Below are 24563 nucleotides of genomic sequence, written 5' to 3'. Positions count from 1 at the left end.
GGCACGGAGCGATCTACCCAAGAGCGGGGCTTTTTTGTATATGCTGGATCGGCGTACGAGAACCCTCGTTCGACAAAATTGCCTGGAGCAATTTTGGACGCCAGAGCGAAGCGACGGCGCCCGAAGGGTGAGCGGTATAGCCGCAAATCAGTCCCGCCACAGGTGTTCCAACCGGCACGGAGCGATCTACCCAAGAGCGGGGCTTTTTTGTATATGCTGGATCGGCGTACGAGAACCCTCGTTCGACAAAATTGCCTGGAGCAATTTTGGACGCCAGAGCGAAGCGACGGCGCCCGCAGGGCGAGGGCCATGGACGGCCCGAGTCAGTCCCTCTACAGGAATTCACGCTGGCAAGGAGGGATCTATGTAAGTGTGAGACTTTTTTATAAGGCGGATCGGCTAACGGCAAAGTTATCCAGAAAAGTTTTGGATCCCGACGCGCTGTAACAACGCCCGCAAGGCAAGAGCCATAACGGCCGAGCAGACACCGTCCAGACTCAGACTTGCATTGCGGACAGGCCAGCTGCCAGCAGGATATCAACCACCAGGGCCACGACAAACACCAGTGCACCGTAACCGCAGGCAGTTTTCCAGCTGAACTCAAACTGCAACCGCAACATCAGGGCCGGTACAATGAAATAGAGGGCGAGCAGAGGAAGCAGCAGGTACTGGGGCAGGCCACCAAGGGCGATAGCCAGGCTCGCCAGCCAGACCAGCAGCGCCGGCACCAGCACGAAGGTGATCGAGGTGAAACCATCCAGTCCCCGGTCACGACCCCGCTCCAGAAGTTTAAACAAACCGTATACCACACCACCCGCAATCAATGCCTGCAGCATATTCTTCCCCTTTTCCCCTGAGGGATATTATTTTGGCTGGCAGCAAAACCACGGGCTGGCCGACCGCTCTTATGGCAATCTTTATATCGAATTGGGGAGATTAGCGAAAGTCCGGCCTGCAGCGGCTTGCCCGTCGCCTGGAACCAGTCTTATCCGTCGTGAACCCGGTACCCCTCTGCAGCCAGGGTCACTGCCAGGTCACCCCAACAATCCTGTGGGACTTCGACAGGCATTGTGACACCCTCAGCGTAAGACGCTGTGCCACAGTCGCCACCGGCCTGCCCAACCAGGAAGCGCAGCCGGGACTCCTGGGCAAAATCGCAATAAACAACGGCGCTGACAAGCGGGACAAAAGGCTGTAGCTCGGCCCGCTGGAGCGCCGCCCCCACCGCACCGCGGTAGGCCCGCATCAGCCCACCGACCCCGAGCTTGGTACCACCGAAATAGCGCGTGACAATCGCCCCGACATTGCCGACCCCCTGCTTCAGCAGGAGTTCCAGCATCGGCCGCCCCGCGCTGCCTCCAGGCTCACCGTCATCATCAGACTGCATCACCTCCGGGTTGGCGGGATTGCCAATCACGAGTGCGGTACAGTGGTGGCTCGCATCCGGGTACCGATTGCGCATGCTGTCCAGCTGCTGCAGGAAGCCCGCCCTGTCCTCTACCGGCCCGAGCCAGCAGATAAAGCGACTTTTCTTTTCCTCCGTCTCACTGACAACGGGAGAGCAGGGAATCTGGTAGGTCACCGGCAAACTCTTCCCATGACTGTTTTTGCAGTTTTTCGTATAGCGGCTGCAGCTTGGTCTGCCAGATACGGTCATCTACCACACCAACGTGTTTACAGCGAATGGTGCCATCAGCATCCACCAGGAAAGTCTCCGGCGCGCCGAACACTCCCAGGTCCAGGGCCAGTCGCCCTTCCCCGTCGGCAATACTGAACAAATAGGGATTATGAAATTTTTCCAGCCACTTGATTGCCTCGGCACTGTCGTCTTTCAGGTTAACGCCGACGATGGGCACTCCCTGTTCGGCCAGCTTGTTCAGATATGGATGCTCCACCCGGCAGGCAATACACCAGGTCGCCCAGACATTGAGCAGCAGGGGTTTCGCCGGCAGGTCGCCAAGACCCACCCGGGCTTCCGCGTCGGTGACTTTTGGGAGTGAAAACTCAGGCACAGGCTTGTTCAGCAGTGCCGAGGGCATCTCCTGCGGATCCAGGGAGAGACCCCGCCAGAAAAGCAGAGCCAGCGCGGTAAAAATGATCAGCGGCAGGAACAGCTTGAGTCTTGCCATGGTCGTGTCGATCCCTCCTAATTCCCCGCGGCTCAGGTGCCTGCCGGGATTGCGTCTATAGCCCGGGGCTGGTTGGCCCGGGCCCTGCGATAACGCTTGTCAGCTACCGCAATACCGCCACCTACAGCCATGAGCAACGCCCCCAGCCAGATCCAGACCACAAAGGCTTTGTACTGCAGTCGCACAGCCCAGTCACCGTTGGGGTTGCTCTTGTCCAACGGCTCACCCAGGGCCACGTAGATGTCGCGGAACAGTCCGGTGTCGATGGCAGCTTCGGTCATGGTGTTGCCACCGGAGAGGTAATTGCGTTTCTGCGGGTGCAACTCCGCCACCGGCTTACCATGCTGGCTGACATGGAGCACCCCCTCAAATGCACGGTAGTTCGGCCCCTGCGCCTGGCGCACGCCATCGAAACGGAATTCATAGCCCGCTACCCGGTGCGTATCCCCCGGTCCCAGGCGGACATCGTCCTCAATGCTGTACACGGTTGTCAGTGCCACACCGAGCACAGTCACCGCCAGGCCAATATGGGCCAGGTGCATGCCGTAATAGCTGGCGCGCTGGCGCCGCAGGCCCACGAACAGGGAGTCCGCATTGCGGGTTTTGGCGAACATATCCCCCAGGCTGGCGGCAACCACCCAGGTGCCGACAAAGATACCCAGTGCCGCGCCCCAGTGGAAGTCGCCCAACAAGAAGGGAACAGCCAGACCCGCAGCCAGCGCAACGGCCAGCGGCAACTGCCAGGTACGCAACAGGCGATCCCAGCGACTGTCTTTCCAGTTGGCGTGAATGCCGAGACCCAGCAGCATGCACAGCACCGCCATCAGCGGCACAAAAAACAGGTTGAAGAACGGCGGGCCCACGCTGATCTTGCCCCAGTTGAGAGCATCCGCCAGCAACGGATAAAGGGTACCCGTCAGCACAACACCTGTGATCAGGACCAACAGGATATTGTTGGACAGCAGGAAGGTTTCCCGGGAGCGGAATGAGAACACACTGCCAGCGCTGACCGCCGGTGCCCGGAGGCCGAACAGCACCAGGGACAGCCCCACCACGATCACCAGGAACACCAGGATAAAGCCACCCCGTAGCGGGTCAGTGGCAAACGCGTGAACCGAGGTAAGCACACCGGAACGCACCAGGAATGTTCCCAGCAGGCTGAGGCTGAAGGCGAAAATTGCCAGCAGGATGGTCCAGCTCTTGAACAGGCCGCGCTTCTCGCTCACAGCCAGTGAATGCAGCAGCGCGGTGCCCACCAGCCACGGCATGAAGGAGGCATTCTCCACTGGATCCCAGAACCACCAGCCGCCCCAGCCCAGTTCGTAGTAGGCCCACCAGCTGCCCAGCGCAATACCCAGGGTGAGGAAGGACCAGGCTACCGCTGTCCATGGGCGTACCCATCGTGCCCATGCGGCGTCCAGCTGGCCGCCCAGCAGGGCGGCAATGGCAAACGCAAATGCCACTGAAAAACCCACGTAACCCATATAGAGGAGTGGCGGATGGATAATCATGCCCGGGTCCTGCAGCAGCGGGTTCAGGTCATTGCCCTCCACCGGCGGGAACGGCAGTGTGCGGTCGAACGGATTGGAGGTGAGCAGGATGAACAGGAAGAAGCCCACCAGCACCAAGCCAAGAACCGATAGCACCCGCGCTACCAGCTCCGCCGGCAACTGCCGGCTGAACATTGCCACCGCTGCGGCCCAGCCGGCCTGCATCAACAGCCACAACAGGATGGAACCCTCGTGACCGCCCCAGACCGCGGTGAACTTGTAATGCAGTGGCAGCAGGCTGTTAGAGTTCTGCGCCACGTAATTAACGCTGAAATCACTCTGCACAAACGCCGCGCTCAGGCACAGGAAGGCAATAGCGGTAAACACCAGCACCCCCAGTGCCAGCGGGCGTCCGGCCTCCATCCAGAGTGGCCGTGCGGTATAGCTGCCGGCCATGGGTACCGCGGCCAGGGCCATAGACAGCAACAGGCCCACCAGCAGCGCAAAATGTCCGAGTTCCGGGGTCATATCCTGGCTCCGTGCCCGCAACTGGCGTTGCCGGCCATGGACTCGGCCACCTCCGGCGGGGTGTAGTTCTCATCGTGCTTCGCCAGCACCTGGTCGGCGCGCATGGTGCCATCGCGCATCAGCTCCCCCGTTACCACCGCGGCTTCGCCCTCGGCAAAGAGATCCGGCAGGATCTTGTCAAAAACCACCTGCAGATCCGCATTGCCATCGGTAATGGCGAAGCTGACGTCGAGGGAGTCACCCGCGCGCCGGACACTGCCTGGCACCACGCAGCCACCCGCGCGGATGCGCTTCTCGAATGGAACTTCGCCAGCGGCAAATGCGCTGGGAGCGTAGAAGTAATCCATGTTGTTACGCATGGCATAGGTGACAAATCCCACGGCGGCACTGGAAAGGGCCACCAGGACCAGCACCAGGATCAGGCGTTGTTTGCGTGCGGGATGCATTTTGTCCTTTCCCCCGGAAATCAAATAATAAATCGGCTCTGGCCGGCGGGCATCGCTATTCCGCCAGCGCGCCCTCCGCTGCCCGACGACCTGGCTGGCGACGTCCGGCACGGCGTGCGTGTATTCGTTGCTCCCGGCGGAACTCCCTGCGCAACTGGCGGCGGGCCAGCAACGGCTGGACGATCAGTCCAGCCATGGCAAGCAGGGTGATCCCGTAGGCAGCCCAGACATAAGGGCCGTGACCATTCATGGCAAGGAAATCTGCCAGGCCGTCGAACTGGAATTCCACCTTAACGACCCTCCCCGAGCAGTTGGCTCGCCCATTGGGTCCGCCATTCCCGCTGGAGCACCAGTGTGCGGGTCTGGAGTATGAGGGCCCAGGCGTAGAAACAGTAAAAGCCGGCAATCATGGTCAGCAGCGGGTAGAACATACTGGGATCGATACTACTGGATTCGGTGAGTTTGATGGTTGCCGGCTGGTGCAGGGTGAACCACCAGTCCACCGACTTGTAAATGATCGGGATATTCACGGTACCCACCAACGCCAGCAAGGCACAGGCCTTGTCAGCCAGCTGTTCGCGACTAAAAGCGCGAGAGAGGGCGATCATCCCCACATATAGCAAGAAGAGGATCAGCATGGAGGTAATGCGGGCATCCCAGACCCAGTAGGTGCCCCAGGTGGGCTTGCCCCAGACCGCACCGGTAAACAGGGCCACAAAGGTCAGCGCGGCGCCAATGGGTGCGGCGGCCCGCATCACCACAAAGGACAGTTTCATCTTCCAGATCAGGCCGATGGCGCCACTGATCGCCATCAGGTAATAGCCTGCCAGCGCCAAGAAAGCCGCCGGCACATGGATATAGATGATACGGTAACTGTTACCCTGCTTGGCATCCTGGGGGGCAAACCCAAGCCCCCAGGCCATGCCCACTGCCAGTAACAGCAGGCTGGCACCGGCCAGCCACGGTAGCCAGCCGCTGCTTTTCTCATAGAACCAGCGCGGCGAACCCAAGCGGTGAAACCATTGCCAGGCCAAGGGCAAACCTCCTCAAGAATCGGTACTGATACGGATGGCGCCGGCCGCCGCCAGTGGCGCCAGCGCCGCGGCACCCGCCAGCAGCGCCGCCAGTATGGCCAGCTGCACGCTGTAGGCGTAGCCGTCCAGGGCCGCCTGGACTGCACCGGTGCCGAAGATTAACACGGGCACGTATAGCGGCATAACAATCAACGCCAGCAATAGGCCCGGGCGACGCAGTGCGACCGTGAGCGCCGCGCCCACAGCACCAATCAGGCTCAGGCTGGCGGTACCCAGCAACAGTGACAGCAGCAGGCAGATATAGCCCCCAGGCGGCAGATTGAGCATCAGGCCCAGCAGCGGCGACAACATAGCCAGGGGCAAGCCGGTCACCAGCCAATGCACCGCCACCTTCGCCAGTACGGCAAAGTACAGCGGTTGTGGGGCCAGGGTGAGCTGCTCCAGGGAGCCATCCTCAAAATCGCTGCGAAAAAGACTCTCCTGGGACAGCAGTGTCGCCAATAAAGCCATCACCCAGATCATGCCCGGCGCCAGCCGGGCCAGCAGTGCCGGTTCCGGCCCCACGCCCAGCGGCAGCAGGGCAAGCACAGTAACGAAGAACAACAGGGGATTGGCAATATCTGCACGGCGCCGCAGTGCCAGCAACAGCTCCGTACGCAGCAGCGCGACAAAGCCTGGACCGCCGCGCTCCCGCGCCGCAAGATTCCTTGCCACATCCACCCGGGGGGCCTGGCGCGTTGCCTCAGGCGTACTCATGGTCGCCCTCCCCCGGCCATGGTTCCAGGGCCCCGGCCGGCTCATGATCCGCCAGGTTCACGTGTTGCAGGTTGGCCAGGGCCACCGGCTGGTGCGAGGTAAACAGGATTGCACCACCGCGCGCCAGGTGACAGGCCATCTGCCCTTGCAGGCTGGAAACCCCGGCCACATCCAGTGCGGCAAGGGGCTCGTCGAGTATCCACAGTTGTGGGGCATTGGGTAGGTACAGGCGCGCCAGGGCGACCCGGCGGTTTTGGCCGGCGGAGAGCTGCTGGCAGGAGCTGTCCTCAAAGCCGTAAAGATCCACCTGCTCCAACGCCGCCAGCGCGTCCCGTTCAGACGCTCCATACCAGGCCAGGTTTTCCAGCGGCGTCAGGCCGCGGCGCACACCGGCCTGGTGACCGATATAAAGCAGGGTGCTGCGCATCCGGGGAAGAGCCCGTGGAAACGGCTCACCCCGCCACAGGATCTCACCGCGGTAGTCCCCGGCACTGCCAATCAGCGTGCGCAGCAGGGTGGTCTTACCGGAACCATTCGCCCCTTCGATCTGCACCGCGGCCCCTGCCTCCAGCGCCAGGTCCAGCCCGGAGAACAGGCACCGCCCATCCCGCTCACAGGAGAGCCGCCGCAGTTGTAAAACGGGGGGTGAACATACAGTCGCTGACATAGTGCCGATGCCGCCGAAAACCTCTGGAACAGGCGATTGATGAAAATGTGAGCGGCATTATACCGGCTGTGGCGCAAATTGTATGGTACTTGTTTGCGATCGGCCCCCGATTACACTCCGGCAGGCGCCGCTGCCGGCTCACAGCCGGCCGCTTCCTCCTGGTCCCAGCTGAGTAACGCACGCACTTCGCCGCTTCCCGGCTACCATTCGACCCGCCGCAGATGCTCTTCAGGAGTGGCAGCCCCCGCCCGCTGTCCGACACCGAGACCAGCAGGCCACTACCCCCCCCTTCCCGGTAGCTGCCGAGCTGGATCCGGGTCCAACCGTGGCGCAACTGGCGCCGGCCGGATTCCAACCGGCGATAGTATCCGACAAAGCCGTGCTCGCTGCGCTTGAGACCGCTGTCCAGTTCCAGCAGCCAGTGCTCTATGGCACTGTTGAACAACGCCCCCAACACGATAGCGGGCGTGTCCCGCAGGTGTTAGAACTCGGGAAACCGTGCCAGCACCCGGTGCATCAGTGGAACCGGATCCGGCTGTCGCAGGTCCTTCGCCGTCAGGATTTTCTCAAAACGGTCTTCCGCGTAAGCATTGCGGATGATGGCAGGCAGACGCTCCTCCCCGGACAGCTCACCGGACGGGCCCTGCGCCTCGTGGACACGTCACGCCAGAGTTATAGCCAGTCACCCGGCTCCAGGAGCACATACTGAACTGGCTGCTCCAGGTTCAGCCGCACCAATGGCACGCTGTATGGCTTGTACAGGACTTAGTCGCATCCATCACCGAGGGCGTCGGCGGGCGGCGCGCAGGACTTCAGAAAATCGTTGAGCTCTCGAGCTTCATCAGCACCCGGCTCGATAACGAGGATATTAAAGGCAGACGAGGCCGCTAACGGATGCTAAATATCATGTCGAAATTGGAAACGGCAAGGACCCTGGCCACATGGTCGTTGGCATTGATCAGTTCCACGGTATGCCGTTGCCCACCACCATCCAGGCCCTCAAGGCTGTGATCGCGAAGAAGCAGGAGCATCCCCAGCGCCGCACTGTCGAGGTGGAGGGTATCGGAAAGATCGACACTGTAGCTCTTCGGTGCCGGGAAACATTCCCGGTATGCGCGCTGGAATTCACTGTGGAGATTGAAATCGAAATTCCCATCGACCCGGATAGTCAGCGCCTCGCCGCCATCCGAAAGATGGGTGGAAACCCGGGAGACTGTCTGATCGGACATCAGCATGGCGAATCTCCTTATTCATCTGCTGCGCCAGGAGGCCTGAAACCGGCCCGGGATGAATGCCGACAGACACATAACGCATAAAGGCGCCCGGAGGGCGCCTTTATGCTACATACTCAATCAAAATCGTAGTCCATCAACTCTCGCTGTAGCCGTATTTCCTCCAGCTTGTCCTCCACCATCCGCCGGGCATCCCGGGGTGGCTGTGACGTGGCCTGCTTCAGTATTTCTGTTGCTAATTGGGGGATATCGTCGTAATCAAAATCAAAGGTCTTTTCGCTAACGTTGCCGCTCATACGAAACTCCAATATCTCGATCCGCCAGGGCAGATTCACCCTTGTTGTTTTTGTTGTGCCCCTGCAGATTAATCAGCTCCGAGGATACTGGTCAAGCAAAATCTGCACCCCGGAAACAGCTTTTTCAGGCGACGTAACACACCGGGATTCCGGCGGGGAAATCATCCCCTCCGCCGCCCTCCCGGGGCGGCAAATTAACTGTCATATGTGACCGTCGTGCGACAATTTCTCGTCAGTCACATGACAACCGGGCCCAGCTCTCCGTAAGCGTGGAAACATCCGTGTTACCACCGGTGACACTGGGCGCCACAGGCGCTAGAATACCGACCTTTCCGGCCGCCTCGATAGGCGACCCGGCCATCCGCCCCCGTCGGTTAACAGGATAAACCACGGACCTCCTAAGTCCGCACTGCAGGTTCGAGTCCTGCCGGGGGCGCCAATTCGTGCCCGCTTACGGTTCAGCAGGAACCCCGGGCGCCGCGTTCAGCATTCCTCCCTGACTGCCAGCTCGTAGCCAGTTGAGCATGAGCAGATCCCGGGTGAGGCCACCGCCGCAGAACACCCCATCCCCTCCTGTAAAGAACCACGCCAATTACAGCCCCCTACTGACGCATTAATGAGCACCTCCGGTGCCGTTCAACTATCCTCTCGAATGCTCCCCACAGCGGATATGGGGATGGAAATCACACCCGGGGCAACGGACGCGCATCCTGAGCTCCATACGTGGTTGCATCGATTGGTGTATGGCGGGCAACCCTGCGAAACCTGCAGGTGAGACCCGACACCCGGGAGAGCCCCAGGCAAGGAAGGCGATCGACGTGCATTGGAATATGAAGACTCTCACCCTGTTGGCCGGCGGTCTCGCCACCTTTCCCATGGCCGGGTTCGCGGGACAGTCCAGCGGGACCGGGGAACCGGACCGGGAGGCGGCTAAGCAACAGCCTGCTGTGTTGGCGCAACGAGCACCCGTGCTTCAGCACGAACAGGCGCCGGCGCATCGTCAGGAGCAGGTTCCGGATTATTACCCCTCTGCGCCAGCCCCCCCTTCTGCCTGGGGCACCTATGAACCCGGCAAGGGATTTGTGCTGTTAAGGTCGGATCTGGGCGAGGTGAACTTCAGTATTTTTTCCTACGTCCGCTACCTGAACCAGGAGAACCTGGAGGAGACCTATACCGACAGCTTTGACCGGACCTTTGACGTCAGCATCCGCAACCAGATGCAACTGCAGAAGGTCAACCTGACCTTCAAGGGCTGGCTTTTTGACCCGAAATTCCAGTATCGCTTTTACACCTGGACCAGCAATTCCAACCAGGGCCAGTCGGCCCAGGTGGTGGTGGCCGGCTACATGAGCTACCTGTTCAACGACAACTTCAAGCTGGGCGCCGGCATCAATGCACTACCCACTACACGAACGACCAACGGCACTTTTCCCAACTGGCTAAAGGTGGACCATCGCACCATTGCCGATGAATTCTTCCGCGGCTCCTACACCACCGGCCTGTGGGCCTGGGGAGAGATCACGGACAAGGTCGAATACCGGGCCATGATCGGCAACAACCTCAGCCAGCTGGGTGTGGACGCCGATGAGCTGGATGATAATTTCAACACCCTGTCGGGTGCACTGTGGTGGATGCCCACCACCGGTGAATACGGACCCGCCAACGGTTTCGGCGACTTTGAGTTCCACACGGAGCCAGCCACCCTGTTCGGGATTCACTACACACGCAGTGATGAAGATGCCCAGGGCCAGCCTGAAATTGACAGCTTCGATAACAGCCAGATCCGGCTGTCGGATGGCACACGCATTTTCTCTCCCGATCCATTTGATGTCGGCGTTAACATCCGCAACGCCACTTACCAGATGGCAGCCGTCAACGGTGGCATCAAGTACTGTGGTTACTCACTGGACGTGGAATACTACTGGCGCAAGGTCAACGACTTCAGGACCATTATCCTGAATGACACCGATACCGGCCTGCCCGTCGATGACCTCTGGGACCACGGTTTCCAGGTACAGGGATCCACGATGCTGGCCCCCAAGACCCTGCAGATGTTTGTGGCCGGCTCGAAGATTAATGGCGAGTATGGGGACCCCTGGGACCTGGCCCTGGGATTCAATTTCTACCCCTTCAAGCGCCGCGAGCTCCGCCTGACGGCACAATTCCTGTATCTGGACAATTCACCGGTAGGCTACAACAGTGTGCCCTTTTCACTGGGCGGCAATGGTGTCGTATTTAACACCGAATTGATGCTGGCGTTCTGAAGCGACACCCGGAACATTATCCCTCTGAGTCCGGGGAGCCCTCCGGGGGATAGTAAACCGTATTGTGCAGGGCCGCGCGCTGCTCCGCTGAGAAGTAAGGGAAAGGCATCTGCTGTGCTGCGGCCCACTCGCGTACATGCGCCTCTGCAACCTGTTGTTGCTCAACATCAATGCCACCATCGCGGGTAAAATAAACGGTCCGGGACGGAAAAGCGAAATCCGTGCCGGACCGGCGCACGATACGAAAGACCCTGAAATAGATGTCCTCACAGATGGCACGAAATTCCGGATACTCGTTGGTGGTGATATCCACCCGCAGTTCCACCAACAGGGCCGACTCCCCGAATCCGGCAAAACGCACCGAAGGCTCGTCATCCGCTACCCGGGGATGGCCCACCAGCATCTCACGGATAGTCACCAGCAGGTAGCGCAACTGGTCCTCCGTTGTCTCAAAACGCAAGGTCAAGACCGTGCGCAGCAACATGTAGCGGCGCGTGGAATAATTGACGATATGCATCTGGCTGAAATCTGCATTGGGGATGGTGGTAAGACTGTTATCGATACCCCGCAGGCGCGTCGAGCGCATGCCGATACTTTCTACCGTGCCAGCGCGCTGGAAGTCATCACCCGAGTCCTCCCCATAGCGGCAGAAATCCCCCACCCTGACCGGTTTGTCGCCAAAAAGGTTGAGACTGCCAATAAAGTTCTCGAATGATCCGCGCATCGCCAGGGCAATGGCGATACCACCGATACCAAAACCGGCCAGCAGGCTGTAAAGCGGCGCGCCCAGGCGGCTGGTGAGAAGGAATGCCACGCCAATCACCCCGACGATCCCCACCGTCCGGGCAATAAAGCGCAGCAGGTGGGCGTCCAGGCTCTCACCCTGAACCCTCGAGCGATTGATATAGATTTCCATCAGCGCGGAAGGCAATGCCCAGGCCAGCCAGGCCATGGCCAGGTAACTGACCACTTCTGCCAACAGTGAGACACCCCCACCAACCGCATCAGTCAGGGTCAGCTGCTGGTGCAGGAATGCGGACAGTGGCTCTATAACCATGACCAGCACCACCGGCACGATAAAACGGGACAACCTGACGAGAAGATTCGGGCTCGCACGGAAGCGTGCAACGGTCCGTTGCAGCACAAAGAGGATGACAACAAACAACGCAAAAACCCCGATCAACGCCGTCCACTTCCAGACGGCCTGCCGGAACACACTGCGCTTCATCCACCCGGGAAAGGACTCAATCAGCTCAGGTGGCACCAGCCAGCCCCGCATGGCCAGGTAGGAACGCATATCCGCATAATGGGGTATCGGCACCTGGCGCCGGTAGGGAAGATGGCGCACGCGCTGGTAGAAATCAGCTGCGCGCGCAACAGTCTCTGCAGAAAAGAGGAATTCGCCGCCCTGAGCCCCCTCGGCTACCCGCACCAGCGTGATGTCGGTATGGGGAATGGTCCAGCTTACGGAGCTGGCTACACCCTTGGACTGCCCCTGCGCCGCATCCGCCTTGCTGTCGGTGCCCGGTAATGCTCTGGTGCCCGGTTTCTCCGCCGGGGTATCAGTCTCTGAAACCACTGTCGCAAGACTGCCCACCTCTTCCCTGCCAGGAATCTCCTCCAGTGGTGGCAACTCAATCCGGGACAGGACCTCGTAAAGGTAGATCGCCGCATCATTCCCCACGTCGGCCCGGGCCGCCGGTGGGATTCGACTGAGATCCAGCATACGCCTGACGCGGGCCTGCTTCTCATCGAGTTTCTGCGCCAGCTCCCGGCTTGGATCGCCCCAAAATTGCTCCTTGGCAAACTGCCCCATCTGATCGCCCACCGCAAGAAATGAGGTGATGGTGGCCCGGGGGCTGGTTAGGTCCAGTGGATCCAGGGGGTAATTGCGGGGGGGCTCTGTCCCGGGCGCCCTGTCGGCCGGCTGTTCCGCCTCTCGTGACTTACTGTCATCGGTGGTTTGCCCGAGCACCAGCGGGGACAAGAACAAAAGACAGGCAAGACCGATCCACTTAAGCCGCACGCGCACCCCATGCTGGCCCCGGGTGGGGCCCGTCAATACGAATACCGTTATCCCAAGAAGATAGCCGAAGCCGGGGAGCACGACAGTACCTGCGGACACGGCACTATACATGGCACAGGACAGGACACAGAGCCAGCCCGGGCAGGACAGCTCAGCGGGAACACAGCGGCACGAGAGCTGGACAGGGGGCAGGGTACGATTGCCCCCGCATGTTCACCCCAGAGCCTGGTACATCAGCAGGACTGCGAACAGACCGGCGAGCAATACCCAGCCCCAGAACATACGCACCGTGCGCTCTGCCTGGCGGTGGCGGCGGTGTCTCGTTGCCTTGCGTGTCATACGGACTCCCCCAATGATTGGAATGCCCTGCAAAGGTAGCACAGAGCGACGCAACTATATCTGCGTGCCACTTCAGCGCTTGTGGAAAAACGCGTTATTCCCCGAAAATCGCCACACTGGCGGCCTGGGAACTGGTCCTGCTACCCCGGTACATGCCGGCAGTGTTGAACACCAGGGCAACATCACCTCGCGCATCGAGGACAATCACACCGCCAGTACCGCCCACGGGCTTTAGCACGCCATTAATAACCTCCTCTGCTGCCTCCCGGACTGTTTTATCCTGGTATTGCACCCGGGCACAGATATCCGCCGCAACGTTAAAGCGGATAAAGTATTCCCCGTGGCCCGTGGCCGAAACGGCGCAGGAATCATTATCGGCAAAAGTCCCGGCGCCGATCACCGGCGAGTCGCCGATGCGACCGTAGCGCTTTGCCGTCATTCCGCCAGTAGAGGTTCCGGCAGCGATATTGCCATCGCGGTCCAGAGCCACAGCGCCGACAGTACCCATTCGGTATGGCACGGGCAGCGCATCCACTGCAGCCTGGTCATTCGCTTCCCTGTCCAGGCGCTCCTTCGCCCTTTGTAGCTGCTGTCGGCGCTGCTCGGTATCGAAAATACGGTTATCCACCATCGCCATGCCCTGCGTGCGCGCGAACTCTTCAGCGCCCTCGCCAGCCAGCATTACAAACGGAGACTTCTCCATCACCAACCGCGCCAGGTCAATGGGGTTGCCGATACGAGTCACGCCGGCCACCGCACCCGCCTGCCGGGTACGGCCATCCATCAGGGATGCGTCCAGTTCGTGGGTACCGTTATACGTATAAACAGCACCACGACCGGCATTGAACAATGGGGAATTCTCCAGCACATTGATTGCCGCCGTAACCGCATCCAGGCTGCTGCCTCCTTCCTCCAGGATTCCGTATCCGCGCTCCAGGGCCTCTTCCAGCTTGTCCCGGTAGGCCTTCTCACGTGCCGGCGTCATATTGCTTTTTTCGATAGTGCCCGCACCACCGTGAATCGCAATCGCGAGCGGAAGCTCATCTGCCGCCATAACCGGGGCGGCCAGTAGCGAGCCGAGCATGCTGGCCAGGGAGAGTATTTTCTTCATAACAGGTGACGCCTTGTTCTTTTATTTTCCACTGCTATTCATACCAGCTTGGCCCGGGTAACAAAAGTGCCGCTGGCATCCACCAGCTGCCAGCCATTCATAACTCGAATCATGGCGATTAGAAAGTTAAAGTTCACGAATCATCTTCCCGACCCTATGATTGTCTGCAACCGGATCGCCGCTTGCCCGGCGACAATTCACCATTTGCAAGACCCAAGACGAGGTAATAAAAGATGAAAATCCTGATGGTTCTGACCTCTCATGACCAGTTGGGCGATACCGGAGAGAAGACTGGTTTCTGGCTGGAAGAGTTTGCCGCGCCCTACTACGTGTTTAAGGATGCGGGAGCCGACATCACTCTTGCCTCCCCCAAGGGCGGGCAGCCGCCGCTGGATCCCAAGAGTGACGCGCCCGATTTCCAGACCGAGTCCACCGACCGCTTCGCCGGTGACAAGGAGGCCCAGCAGCAGCTGGCCAAGACACTGAAACTGGCAGAGGTGAATGCAGCGGATTTCGACGCGGTCTTCTACCCGGGCGGTCACGGCCCCCTTTGGGACCTGGCGGAAGACCGGGATTCCATTGCCCTGATCGAGTCCATGGATGCCGCCGGGAAACCGCTAGGCGCGGTATGCCACGCCCCAGCGGTGTTCCGGCACACCAAAGGCACTGATGGCAAGCCACTGGTCGCTGGCAAGCGGGTAACCGGATTCACCAACTCGGAAGAAGAAGGCGTCCAGCTCACCGACGTGGTGCCGTTCCTGGTTGAGGATATGCTCAAGGAAAAGGGCGCCGACTATAGCTGTGGTGATGACTGGGCAAGCTATACGGTGAAGGACGGCCACCTGGTGACCGGACAAAACCCCGTCTCCTCGGAAGCCACTGCGAAGGCCCTGCTCAACCTGCTTTAAGCCTCACCGCCGGCGATTACCCAATCGCCGGCCTTCCCCCCCGCTGCGATTTCTGCGCTTTTGCCGGGACTCCCGGCCAAACAGGTAACCGCTGGCTCTCGCCCAGTGACATTGCTGCGAATCCTTAAGCTACGCCCCACCTTCCAGAAGACCACAATTGGTTTCTTTCCTTCTCTCTGATAACTTTTAATGGTTGTTCGCTTACGAATAAAAATAAAAGAGGTTATCCAGACACTATCCAGGTAAATATAGGCCCGGGCTGATTAGCGGCCTCATGGAGAACACAATAAGATGACGGCGATACTGGAAGACACAACTGAATGGCTGAGCCCAGCTTCCCTGAAGCAGACAGCCCCCCTTGTGCGATCGGAGCCCTTCAATTTCCTGGTTGCAAGAAACCTGCTCCCGGCTGACATGATGTCCTCGTTGTCGGCCCATTTCCCGAATCTAAAAGGTTCGGGCTACCTGCCCTATGAAAGTGACCAGTGCGGTGACAGTATCAATGCGCTAATCGCACGCCTGACAGATCAAGAATTCGCCGATGCCTTGGGCGAAATGCTTGGTATCGAAAAATTGTCGCAATATCCCACCTATATCTCGATCTCGAGAACCCTGAAAAGACGTCATGGCAAGATACACACCGATGGCAACTCCAAAATAGCCACCGCCCTGCTCTACCTGAATGAAGACTGGACCGGAAACCGCCAGGGTTGCCTTCGATTCCTCAACCGGGGCGATGACTTCGAGGATACGGTCATACCTGAAATCCCGCCCGAGTACGGCACGCTGGCCGCCTTCAAGCGTGCGGACAATTCATTCCACGGCCACCTGCCATTCGAGGGGGAACGCCGGGTCATCCAGGTGGCCTGGCTGGTCAACGCGGAAGAAAAGCTGCGCAAGGCGAAACGCGGCCGGCTGTCGCACAAACTGAAGCGACTGCAGGGCTGGCTCGGAAAACAGCTAGGTGGCCGCAATCGGCCCAGGCAGGCCTGACCGCGCCCGGGGATCTGACCAGACCCCGCCGGCAGTCTGCATGGCGCCCGTGTTCAGGCAGGACAAACACAACCCATAAAAAAAGCGGCGGGCCTGGCCCGCCGCTCAAACCCAATCCGACCTTCTCGGTTATCCGGAACTGGCAGTTCAAGGTGAAAATCCGGATTTCCCGTAACAAAGAAAACGGAAGGAAAACCCGGAACCCCTGCTCGCGATGCAGGCTCGATACAGCGCGTAATTATCACGATTACAGGGACATCAAAGAATATATTATTCCCGAGAGTACGGATCAACCCTCGTACCGCGAAACTTTGCCCTTGGAAAATACTTCGTGACTACCCGGAAACATTGTCACGAAAGGCAGTCAGGCCTCGCAATACAGTCGATCCGAGCCGAATTAAAACGAGGCTACCCGGCATTACAAGAAGAAAGGCTTACCTCAGCGAGCTTTTCCAGAGTCACCGTGGATAGCCTTTGGTCAATACCGAAGTACGGGCAAGGAACTCCCTACAACTCAAGTTCCGAGTAGCCCCTGTGCCCTGGTAGCCCAGCCTCCGGCTGAATTTCACCACTCTCGACGGGGATACACCGGCGCTCTCCACGAACGACTTGGAAGAGTGGCTGCGTACTTCCTCGACATTTCCCAAAAGTTATCTGCGATACGCCGTTCATGGCTGGACATGGATTCCCGCATCCTGCGGATCTTGGCGATTGAGCCCATAACCGATTCCCACTGCGGCGACGAGCCTGAACCTGCAAAGCTTGAAAAATTGAAGGGTTACCAAGGATGACACACCCTGTGCGGGCGGTGTGCAGGCCAACCGGACACTTTCCTTTGCACCAGGACGGAATAAATGATACCAATAAAAAGAATATTAAAGAATAATTACTCACTACGTGACGAATAGCGCGCCATTCCCTTGGCGGCCCGCGCAGTGATTCGACGGATGCGCCGGCTATGAACCTCCAGTTTACCGCTTTGGACTGGACAATATTTGGGCTTTACACTGCCGTGCTTAGTGCCAGCGGCTGGTACTACAGTCGACAAAAGGCCGATGATAGCCGGGACTACTTCCTGGCCCATAACAGCATGCCCATGTGGATGGTTGCCATCTCCACCCTGGCCACCACCCAGTCTGCGGCAACTTTCCTCGGCGGTCCTGACCTGGGGTACCGAGGGGACCTCACCTACCTGTTTACCAATCTGGGCGCCCTGCTCGCAGCATTTATCGTCGCCCGCCACCTGATACCACGCTTCTATGCCCAGCGTGTGACCACGGTTTACGAGCTACTGCAGTCCCGCTTTGGGGCCTCCTCCAAATACCAGGCTGGCAGCATGTACCTGCTGGGGCGGGTGTTTGCCAGCGGCGCCCGTCTTTACATGGCTGCAATTGCGGTATCCATGATTCTCTTCAATGATATCGAGGCCGACAATGTTGTGCTCGCGGTCCTGCTGCTGACATTGGTGGGACTCCTGCAGACTTTTATCGGTGGTGTGCGGTCGGTAATCCAGAGTGATGTCATCCAGTGCCTGGTTTACGTCAGTGCCGCATTTGCCGTGGTTGCGGTACTGCTCTGGCAGATTCCCGCCAGCCCAGCTGAGATAATCACCGCATTGCAGGAGCCGGTCGGTGGGGAAGCCTCCAAACTCGCATTGGTGGACACCGGCTGGGATCTCGGAGACCCATTCAACCTGTGGTCAACCTTCACCGGTTTTGTGCTCCTGAATATCGCTGCATTCGGCCTGGACCAGGATGTCACCCAACGCCTGCTCACCTGCAGGAACCAGCGCGACGGCGCCCGGGCCATGATCACCTCGGTGGTAATGGTGGCGCCGGTGATGGCGGTCTTTATGGGCATCGGCCTGCTGCTCTATGTCTTCTACCAGCGTCCGGACATGATGGGTGACATGGCGATTTCCAGTCCCACAGGCGGCGATATCACCGTGTTTATGCATTACGTACTGAACGAGATGCCGACAGGTCTGCGCGGCCTGGTTACCATCGGCGTGATTGCCGCCGCACTGTCAACGCTGAATTCCAGCCTCAACTCCATGGCCAGTGTGCTCACCGAGGACCTGTATCGCCCCTGGCTGAAGAGGCGTGGGCTGCAAAAGCCGGCACAGCATTTCGTTTTCGCCGGGCGCGTCTCCATGGCCGTGATTGCCGGGGCACTCAGTGGCATGGCCATCCTGTGCTTCTACTGGCAGCAGGTCAGCGACCTGCCTCTGCTCACTTTTGCCCTCTCAGTGATGGTCTTCGCCTACTCTGGCCTGCTGGGGGTTTTCTTCACCGTGCTGTTTACCCACCGTGGTAACAGTACCAGTGCCGCCCTGGCGCTTGCCGCCGGGTTTGTGGCCACCCTGCTGCAACAGCCGTGGATGATCAACCTGTATACCGGAGACGAAAACCCGCTGGCGCTGGCATTTACCTGGCAGCTCACCCTGGGCACTGCAATCGCCTTTGCCATCTGCTGCCTGGGCAAACCCGCAGCCGAGACCGCCCACGCCCCGTTACGGAGCGCCAGTATATGAGCGATTGGGTCCTCGGTATCGACGGCGGCGGCACCAAGACACTGGCCAGGCTTCAGTGCGCCGGCCAGGAACCACTGGAATTGCGCGCAGGTCCCGCATTACTGACCCAGGACCTTACCGGGGCAATCGGTAATATCACGGCACTCTGCCGGGAAATACTGACCGGGCGACAGCTGCGAGCGAACCAGGTGGCGCTCGCCTGCGGGGTAGCAGGTGCTGGCAATACCGGTGCGGCTGAATCCCTTCGCACTTCGCTACAGTCCATGGGCTTTCACTACGCCAATGTCTGTTCAGACGCAGTGACCTCCCTCTATGGCGCCGCGAACGGCGCGCCGATTGTCATGGCCGCCGTGGGTACCGGTTCGGTAGTGATGCGGTTAAGTCGCGACGGCAGCACCCGGCAGTATGGTGGCTGGGGCCTGGCCGTGGGCGATGAGGGCAGTGGTGCCGCCATCGGCAAGAGTGCAGTGCGCGCCTTGCTGTGGGACCTGGACCTCTACGGCCGGGCGGAAAGCGCCTTCTGCCGCACTATAATGCAGCGGGTGGGCAGGAATCGTTCATCCATATTGCCGTGGCTCCAGACCGCAGGGTCATATGAATATGCGGCGTTAGCGCCAACTGTATTTGAGCATTTGCCCGACTGTCCGCGGGCGCGCGCTATCATTGCCGACCGCGTCAGCGAAGTTGAGCGCCTGATTCGGGCTGCCCTCGACACCGATGACCTCCCCCTGGTGCTGCAGGGAGGCCTTGCAGGTCGGCTGGCACCGCATTTGTCTGCAGACCTTCGTGCGCGACTGGTCCCACCCCGGGGTACCGCTCTTGACGGTGCCTGTGCCCTCGCCCGCAAGGGGATCACCGAAGATGCGTGAACCGCTCCCATTTAACCGCCCCGATCAGGTTCCCTCCCGCCCCATGCCGGCAGGGGAATCCGCTACCAGCCCATTACCATTGGCAGACGCGACCCAGATGGAACACAGGTGGAAACTACAGCGATGAAGCAAGATCTGATTAAGGAACTGAGTCGCCTGACAAGCGAGGCGCGCAACCCGGACTCGCAGGATATTGACCTGCTGCCCAGCTCCGCGGTACTGGAGAAGATCAACCGGGCGGATCGCGAGGTGCCAGAGGCTGTGGGTAAAGTGCTGCCGGAAATCGCCACTGCGGTCGAGAGTATCGTCAGCGCCTTCAAGCGGGGCGGCCGGCTCGTCTACATGGGCGCAGGTACCAGTGGCCGCCTGGGTATCCTGGACGCCGTGGAATGCCCGCCCACCTATGGCGTGCCAGAGGACATGGTCGTGGCCCTGATTGCCGGCGGCGAAGACGCAGTTTACCGGGCCCAGGAAGGTGCCGAGGATGATCCCGCCATGGGGCGCAAGGATCTCCAGGATATCGACCTGCGCCCCGAGGATATCGTCGTAGGCATCGCCGCCAGCGGCCGCACCCCCTACGTAATCGGCGGCCTGGAATATGCGAACCAGGTCGGCTGCACCACCATTGCCCTCTCCTGTAACAAGACTGCTGCCATCGCCGCGGTAGCCGACATCGCTATCCTGCCGGAGGTTGGTCCGGAAATCCTCACCGGCTCGACACGCATGAAAGCCGGCAGTGCACAGAAGCTGGTCCTGAATATGCTGACCACCGCCAGCATGCTGCGGCTGGGCAAGAGTTTTCACAACCTGATGGTGGATGTACAAGCCACCAACGAAAAGCTGGTGGGGCGCACGCGCCGGATCGTGATGGAGGCTACGGGGGTTTCCTACGAAGAGGCCGACCAGGTTCTCCAGCAGTGCGATCACAACGCCAAGCTCGCTATCATGATGATTCTGGGCGACCTGGATACCGCGGCAGCCAGAGAGGCCCTGGACGACGCAGATGGCTTCCTGCGTCTGGCACTGCAGAAGCTTGGCAAGGCCAAAGCGGACCCACTGGACACCGGCAGCAGCTGAACCGGCGTCGTGTAACCGAGGGATAGGGAAGCCCCCCGCTGTCTGCGCGTGCGGGCTGTGAATATGGCCCCGCCGCCGCATCAGTCCAGCGCAGCCGCAATGACCTCAAGCCAGTGACGTACCGGTCGCCTCGTGCCTCCCTGTAGATGCAGCAGGCAGCCGATATTTGCGGTCAGGATCTCTTCTGGATCACTCGCCTCCAGATGCTCGAGCTTTTCCCGGCGCAACGTACGCGAAATTTTCGGCTGCAAGAGGGAATAAGTCCCGGCGGAGCCGCAGCAGAGATGGCTATCCTTCACCGGCGGGAATACGACCCCCAGTTGCCGGAAGACGCGCTCCACTTCGCCCTCCAGACCCTGCCCATGCTGCAGGGTGCAGGGGCAGTGAAAAACCGCCTGTACCGGCAATTTTGACGGGTCGACGTCAAGGCGGCCCTCGGTCACCAGCTCGCTGACCAGCTGCACCGGGTCGCGCACCAGTGCCGCAAGGATCTGCGCGCGCCTGGCGTAGTAGGGATCATCAGCCAGCAGTGTCGGGTAGTCTTTTAATTGCACGCCACAACCGGTGGCGGTGGAAACGATCGCGCGGATGCCCTGCCCGCCCTCACTCTGTGCCTGCTCCAGCATCGGCCACCAGGTATCGATATTACGGCGCGCGTAATCACGCCCCTCATCCGGGGTGCCGGTATGGGCGCTGACCGCACCGCAGCAGCCGGCTGCACGCGGCGCAAGCACGGGGACCCGACAGTGGGAGAGGATTTGTTTCAGTGCCCGGTCAATGCCGGGCCGCAGAGCCGGCTGCACGCAGCCCGGCAGCAGGATGACAGCCGGCCCTGCTGTAGCGGGCACCGGCGTTTGCCCCTCTCCGGAAGCGCTCCGGCCCCGGGCAAGGCCGGGGAAGTAAACCCGGCGCAGTCTTGCCGGCAATACTGGCGCAACCAGCCGGCCATAACGTAGCAGGGAAGAAAACAGCCGTGGTGACAACATCAGTTTTCTCAGCAGTGCCCGCAGGGTTTTCCCTGCGCGCCCGCGGGGCGCCAGCCGCTCGGTGGTGGCGCGGCCAATAGCCACCAGCTTGTGGTACTCAACCCCCGAGGGACAGGTCGTCTCGCAACTCTGGCAGGTCACACAGCGATCCAGATGCAGGCGCGTGACGCCAGTGGCCGTGCCCGTCTCGAGCATTTCCTTGATCAAATAGATACGCCCGCGTGGACTGTCCAGCTCGTTATATTCCTGCAGGTAAGTGGGACAGGTGGCAGTGCAGAAACCGCAGTGCACGCAGGCATTCAGTACCTGCTCGGCCCGCCTGGCATCACCCGGACTGAGCAGCCCATCCACAATTTTCACCTGCATGGATCAGCCTCCGAGCCATGGAAATGGGCCGTATAGAGAGCGCGGTTAAACAGCCCCTCTGGATCGAAGGCATTGCGCAAGCGCCGCTGCCATTCCCTTGCCGGTGCCGGCAATCTCATCGCCTTACCGCGGAAAACCTCCACGAAGCCGTTGTGTTCCCTCGCCTGCTGTTGCAACTGCACATGATCCCCGTCACGTACCCACACACGGGCCCCCTCCCACTCCACCATTGAAGAACCTGTCGCGGGGCGGAACGCTGATTGCGGGGGAAGGTTCACGCAGGCAAGCTGGTCTGTGCAGAAAAACGGGTGGCGCAGATCTCCCAGTGCCCGCCAGTCAAGCGCGCTCTCTTCTCCACCGAGGGAGGCCATTGCAGCTTTTACCGCACGCTCCCGCCCGCACAGGCGCAGGTGCAACAGGCCCTCAAGATAACAAGTGCCGCGCAACAATGGCCGCAGTGCCCGGGTGCGCCCCCACCACTCAGGCAACTGCTGTTCCGGCACCGCGAAGACCCGGCTCACGGAGAACTCGGGACGCGGCAACAGCCGCAGGCTTACGTCCAGCAGCAGGCCCAGGGTGCCCAGCGCACCAACCTGCAGGCGTGCCAGGTCATAGCCGGCGACGTTCTTCATCACCTGGCCGCCAAAGTTCACGCTGTCACCGCGACCATTAACCATACGACAACCCAGTACTGTATCCCGCAGGGACATGCCATAGGGGCGGGCCGGGCCATCCCAGCCACAGGCGATGGCCCCACCGAGGGTACTGGCCCGGCCCGGCTGTGGTATAGCCGCGGCGAACTCCTGCCCGTGCTCGGCCAACAACGATTCCAGCTCCGCCAGCGGTGTCCCGGAGCGAGCGCGCAGCACCAGTTCGTCCGGCTGGTAGTGGATCACTCCCGTATGCCTGCCTGTATCCAGCGCCGGTATCGCCTCATCGGTGACATCCCCGGGTAACAGGTGGCCGCGGGTATTACCACTGCGGATACGCAGGCCTTTGCCCGCCGGGTTTGCCAGCGCCAGCTGTACCGAGCGCTGCAGCTCTGCGCTGATATCGTGTTCAGCCATCACTGCTCTCCCGCCGCCGCTCCCGTATCGCACGGTATTCCTGGCAGTGTGCCAGCGTGGGGATCAGCTTGTCCGGGTTCAACAGGCCCTTCGGGTCCAGCGCCTGCTTCACCGCCAGGAACTGTGCAATTTCCAAATCCGAAAATTGCACCGCCATCTGGTTGATTTTTTCCATACCAACACCGTGCTCACCGGTTATGGTGCCACCTACCTCGATACAGTATTCGAGGATATCCGCGGCCAGCAGCTCTACCCGGTCAAGGGCATCAACCTCCCGGCTGTCGAACATGATGATCGGGTGCAGGTTGCCATCCCCCGCGTGGAACACATTGGCCACCCGGAGATTGTACCGGTGGGAAAATGCATCAATGGCCTCCAGCACATCGCCTATCCGGTGACGCGGTACGGTACCGTCGATGCAATAATAATCGGGGCTGAGCCGCCCGATCGCAGGGAAGGCGCTCTTGCGCCCTTTCCACCACAGCGCGCGCTGGGTTTCGCTATCCGCAAGCTGCACCCGGGTGGCGCCGGAATAACGCAGCACTTCGCGCACCAGCGCCAGCTCGGCCGCGACTTCATCCGGATCACCATCCAGGTCGATAATCAGTATTGCCGCCGCATCCAGGGCATAGCCCGCGTGGCAGAACTCCTCCGTTGCGGAAATCGCCAGCGCGTCCATCATTTCCATCGCTGCCGGGATAACACCGGCGCGGACAATCCCGGACACTGCATCGGATGCTGCACGGATCGATGCAAAATCAGCCATCAGTGTGCGGGTCTGTGCGGGCAGTGGCGTCAGCCTGACCGTAACTTCGGTAACAACCCCCAGGCAGCCCTCTGAGCCATGCACCAGTGCCAGCAGGTCGTAGCCGGGGTGGGAAAGCGTGTCGCCCCCCACGGCCATGACATCGCCCTCGATAGTGACAATCCGCAGTGCCACGACATTGTGCACCGTCACCCCGTACTTCAGGCAATGCACACCTCCGGCATTTTCCGCCACATTGCCACCGATGGAGCAGGCGATCTGGGACGAGGGATCCGGCGCATAATAGAGGCCGTGTGCCGCGGCAGCCCGGGAGATATGTTCATTGATGGCACCCGGCTGGACACGGGCGGTCATACGCTCCGGGCTCAGGGAGAGGATTTCACTCATGGGTGCAGTCACCAGCAGCACACCGCGACCGTAGGGCTTGGCGCCCGCCGACAGCCCCGTGCCGGCCCCGCGGGTCACCAGTGGCACGCTGTGCTGGCGGCAGAGGCGCACCGTCGTCACCACGTCCTCTTCGTTACGGGCCAGCACCACCGCCAGGGGCCTTTCGCAATATACCGGCAGTGCGTCACACTCGAACGGCGCCACCTGCTCGCGCCGGTCAAGTACGCGCCCGGCGCTGATTGCCCTGCGAAGTTCGGTGACGATCGGTGCTCCCTGCCCTTCGGTCATGCCGT

23 protein-coding genes and 1 tRNA gene are annotated in these 24563 nt (G+C 60.5%); 7 read left to right on the top strand and 17 right to left on the bottom strand.

The genetic code is table 11. The annotated features are described in order from the left end of the window. Window positions 1–497: 497 nt before the first annotated feature. The 11 genes from LVD11_RS16230 to LVD11_RS16180 form a co-directional block, all read right to left on the bottom strand. Window positions 498–797 (bottom strand): hypothetical protein, encoded by a 300-nt coding sequence (locus tag LVD11_RS16230; protein ID WP_237060674.1) that lies wholly within the window; start codon window positions 795–797, stop codon window positions 498–500. Window positions 798–985: 188 nt separating this feature from the next. Beyond that, window positions 986–1582 (bottom strand): IMPACT family protein, encoded by a 597-nt coding sequence (locus LVD11_RS16225; RefSeq protein ID WP_237060672.1) that lies wholly within the window; start codon window positions 1580–1582, stop codon window positions 986–988. Continuing rightward, the gene (locus LVD11_RS16220; protein ID WP_237060670.1) at window positions 1545–2129 is read right to left on the bottom strand and encodes a DsbE family thiol:disulfide interchange protein; all 585 of its coding nucleotides are present in this window, start codon (window positions 2127–2129) and stop codon (window positions 1545–1547) included. The genes LVD11_RS16225 and LVD11_RS16220 overlap by 38 nt, the downstream gene beginning before the upstream one ends. A 32-nt stretch (window positions 2130–2161) precedes the next feature. Next, the gene (locus LVD11_RS16215) at window positions 2162–4147 is read right to left on the bottom strand and encodes a heme lyase CcmF/NrfE family subunit (RefSeq protein ID WP_237060668.1); all 1986 of its coding nucleotides are present in this window, start codon (window positions 4145–4147) and stop codon (window positions 2162–2164) included. Beyond that, the gene (ccmE, locus tag LVD11_RS16210) at window positions 4144–4593 is read right to left on the bottom strand and encodes a cytochrome c maturation protein CcmE (protein WP_237060666.1); all 450 of its coding nucleotides are present in this window, start codon (window positions 4591–4593) and stop codon (window positions 4144–4146) included. Before ccmE ends, LVD11_RS16215 begins: the two co-directional genes overlap by 4 nt. Before the next feature lie 55 nt (window positions 4594–4648). Continuing rightward, window positions 4649–4882, bottom strand: a complete 234-nt coding sequence (ccmD, locus tag LVD11_RS16205) for a heme exporter protein CcmD (RefSeq protein ID WP_237060665.1) — start codon at window positions 4880–4882, stop codon at window positions 4649–4651. A 1-nt stretch (window position 4883) separates the two neighbouring features. Further along, the gene (locus tag LVD11_RS16200; protein ID WP_305080712.1) at window positions 4884–5627 is read right to left on the bottom strand and encodes a heme ABC transporter permease; all 744 of its coding nucleotides are present in this window, start codon (window positions 5625–5627) and stop codon (window positions 4884–4886) included. Between the two features lie 12 nt (window positions 5628–5639). Next, entirely contained in the window at window positions 5640–6383 is a 744-nt protein-coding gene (gene ccmB, locus LVD11_RS16195; protein WP_237060664.1) for a heme exporter protein CcmB, read from the bottom strand. After that, window positions 6370–7050: a cytochrome c biogenesis heme-transporting ATPase CcmA gene (gene ccmA / locus LVD11_RS16190; RefSeq protein ID WP_237060663.1), complete on the bottom strand. Its 681-nt coding sequence runs from the start codon at window positions 7048–7050 to the stop codon at window positions 6370–6372. Before ccmA ends, ccmB begins: the two co-directional genes overlap by 14 nt. Before the next feature lie 887 nt (window positions 7051–7937). Beyond that, complete coding sequence (locus LVD11_RS16185) at window positions 7938–8285, bottom strand: STAS domain-containing protein (RefSeq protein WP_237060662.1); 348 nt, start codon at window positions 8283–8285, stop codon at window positions 7938–7940. A gap of 113 nt (window positions 8286–8398) precedes the next feature. Further along, on the bottom strand, window positions 8399–8578 hold the full coding sequence (locus tag LVD11_RS16180) for a PA3496 family putative envelope integrity protein (protein WP_237060661.1): 180 nt from the start codon (window positions 8576–8578) through the stop codon (window positions 8399–8401). A 363-nt stretch (window positions 8579–8941) separates the two neighbouring features. Here LVD11_RS16180 and LVD11_RS16175 point away from each other — a divergent pair. Beyond that, window positions 8942–9017, top strand: a tRNA-Arg gene (locus LVD11_RS16175). 379 nt (window positions 9018–9396) lie between these two features. Next, window positions 9397–10842, top strand: coding sequence for a hypothetical protein (locus LVD11_RS16170; protein WP_237060660.1), 1446 nt, complete (start codon window positions 9397–9399; stop codon window positions 10840–10842). A 16-nt stretch (window positions 10843–10858) separates the two neighbouring features. On the opposite strand, the gene LVD11_RS17020 is transcribed toward LVD11_RS16170, so the two are convergent. The 3 genes from LVD11_RS17020 to LVD11_RS16160 form a co-directional block, all read right to left on the bottom strand. Then, window positions 10859–12967, bottom strand: coding sequence for a mechanosensitive ion channel family protein (locus tag LVD11_RS17020; protein ID WP_237060658.1), 2109 nt, complete (start codon window positions 12965–12967; stop codon window positions 10859–10861). Between the two features lie 114 nt (window positions 12968–13081). Continuing rightward, window positions 13082–13207: a hypothetical protein gene (locus LVD11_RS16950; RefSeq protein WP_255775807.1), complete on the bottom strand. Its 126-nt coding sequence runs from the start codon at window positions 13205–13207 to the stop codon at window positions 13082–13084. Window positions 13208–13301: 94 nt separating this feature from the next. Then, entirely contained in the window at window positions 13302–14318 is a 1017-nt protein-coding gene (locus LVD11_RS16160) for an isoaspartyl peptidase/L-asparaginase family protein (RefSeq protein ID WP_237060657.1), read from the bottom strand. Between the two features lie 233 nt (window positions 14319–14551). Between LVD11_RS16160 and LVD11_RS16155 the strand changes: the two genes are divergently transcribed. The 5 genes from LVD11_RS16155 to murQ all read left to right on the top strand — a co-directional run bounded on the left by LVD11_RS16155 (window position 14552) and on the right by murQ (window position 20698). Further along, window positions 14552–15226, top strand: a complete 675-nt coding sequence (locus tag LVD11_RS16155) for a type 1 glutamine amidotransferase domain-containing protein (protein WP_237060655.1) — start codon at window positions 14552–14554, stop codon at window positions 15224–15226. Window positions 15227–15517: 291 nt separating this feature from the next. Further along, entirely contained in the window at window positions 15518–16219 is a 702-nt protein-coding gene (locus tag LVD11_RS16150) for a 2OG-Fe(II) oxygenase (protein ID WP_237060652.1), read from the top strand. A gap of 958 nt (window positions 16220–17177) precedes the next feature. Further along, window positions 17178–18752 carry a sodium:solute symporter gene (locus LVD11_RS16145; RefSeq protein WP_237060650.1) on the top strand — a complete coding sequence of 525 codons (1575 nt, stop codon included), beginning with the start codon at window positions 17178–17180 and terminating at the stop codon, window positions 18750–18752. Next, window positions 18749–19621, top strand: a complete 873-nt coding sequence (locus LVD11_RS16140; protein ID WP_237060649.1) for a glucosamine kinase nucleotide-binding domain-containing protein — start codon at window positions 18749–18751, stop codon at window positions 19619–19621. The genes LVD11_RS16145 and LVD11_RS16140 overlap by 4 nt, the downstream gene beginning before the upstream one ends. A 123-nt stretch (window positions 19622–19744) precedes the next feature. Then, window positions 19745–20698, top strand: a complete 954-nt coding sequence (gene murQ, locus LVD11_RS16135; protein WP_237060648.1) for an N-acetylmuramic acid 6-phosphate etherase — start codon at window positions 19745–19747, stop codon at window positions 20696–20698. A gap of 80 nt (window positions 20699–20778) precedes the next feature. On the opposite strand, the gene glcF is transcribed toward murQ, so the two are convergent. From glcF to LVD11_RS16120, 3 genes are read right to left on the bottom strand one after another with little or no spacing between them, the layout of a single operon-like run. Beyond that, the gene (gene glcF / locus LVD11_RS16130; protein ID WP_237060647.1) at window positions 20779–22050 is read right to left on the bottom strand and encodes a glycolate oxidase subunit GlcF; all 1272 of its coding nucleotides are present in this window, start codon (window positions 22048–22050) and stop codon (window positions 20779–20781) included. Continuing rightward, window positions 22041–23117, bottom strand: coding sequence for a glycolate oxidase subunit GlcE (glcE, locus tag LVD11_RS16125; protein ID WP_237060646.1), 1077 nt, complete (start codon window positions 23115–23117; stop codon window positions 22041–22043). The genes glcF and glcE overlap by 10 nt, the downstream gene beginning before the upstream one ends. Then, window positions 23110–24558 (bottom strand): FAD-linked oxidase C-terminal domain-containing protein, encoded by a 1449-nt coding sequence (locus LVD11_RS16120; protein ID WP_237060645.1) that lies wholly within the window; start codon window positions 24556–24558, stop codon window positions 23110–23112. Before LVD11_RS16120 ends, glcE begins: the two co-directional genes overlap by 8 nt. Between the last annotated feature and the right edge of the window lie 5 nt (window positions 24559–24563).

Origin of the sequence: Microbulbifer sediminum, from assembly GCF_021729035.1 — a bacterium.
In the GTDB taxonomy this organism is placed as follows: Bacteria; Pseudomonadota; Gammaproteobacteria; order Pseudomonadales; family Cellvibrionaceae; genus Microbulbifer; species Microbulbifer sediminum.
Note: the sequence above shows the minus strand (reverse complement) of the source record. Positions and strands in the feature narration are given on the sequence as shown.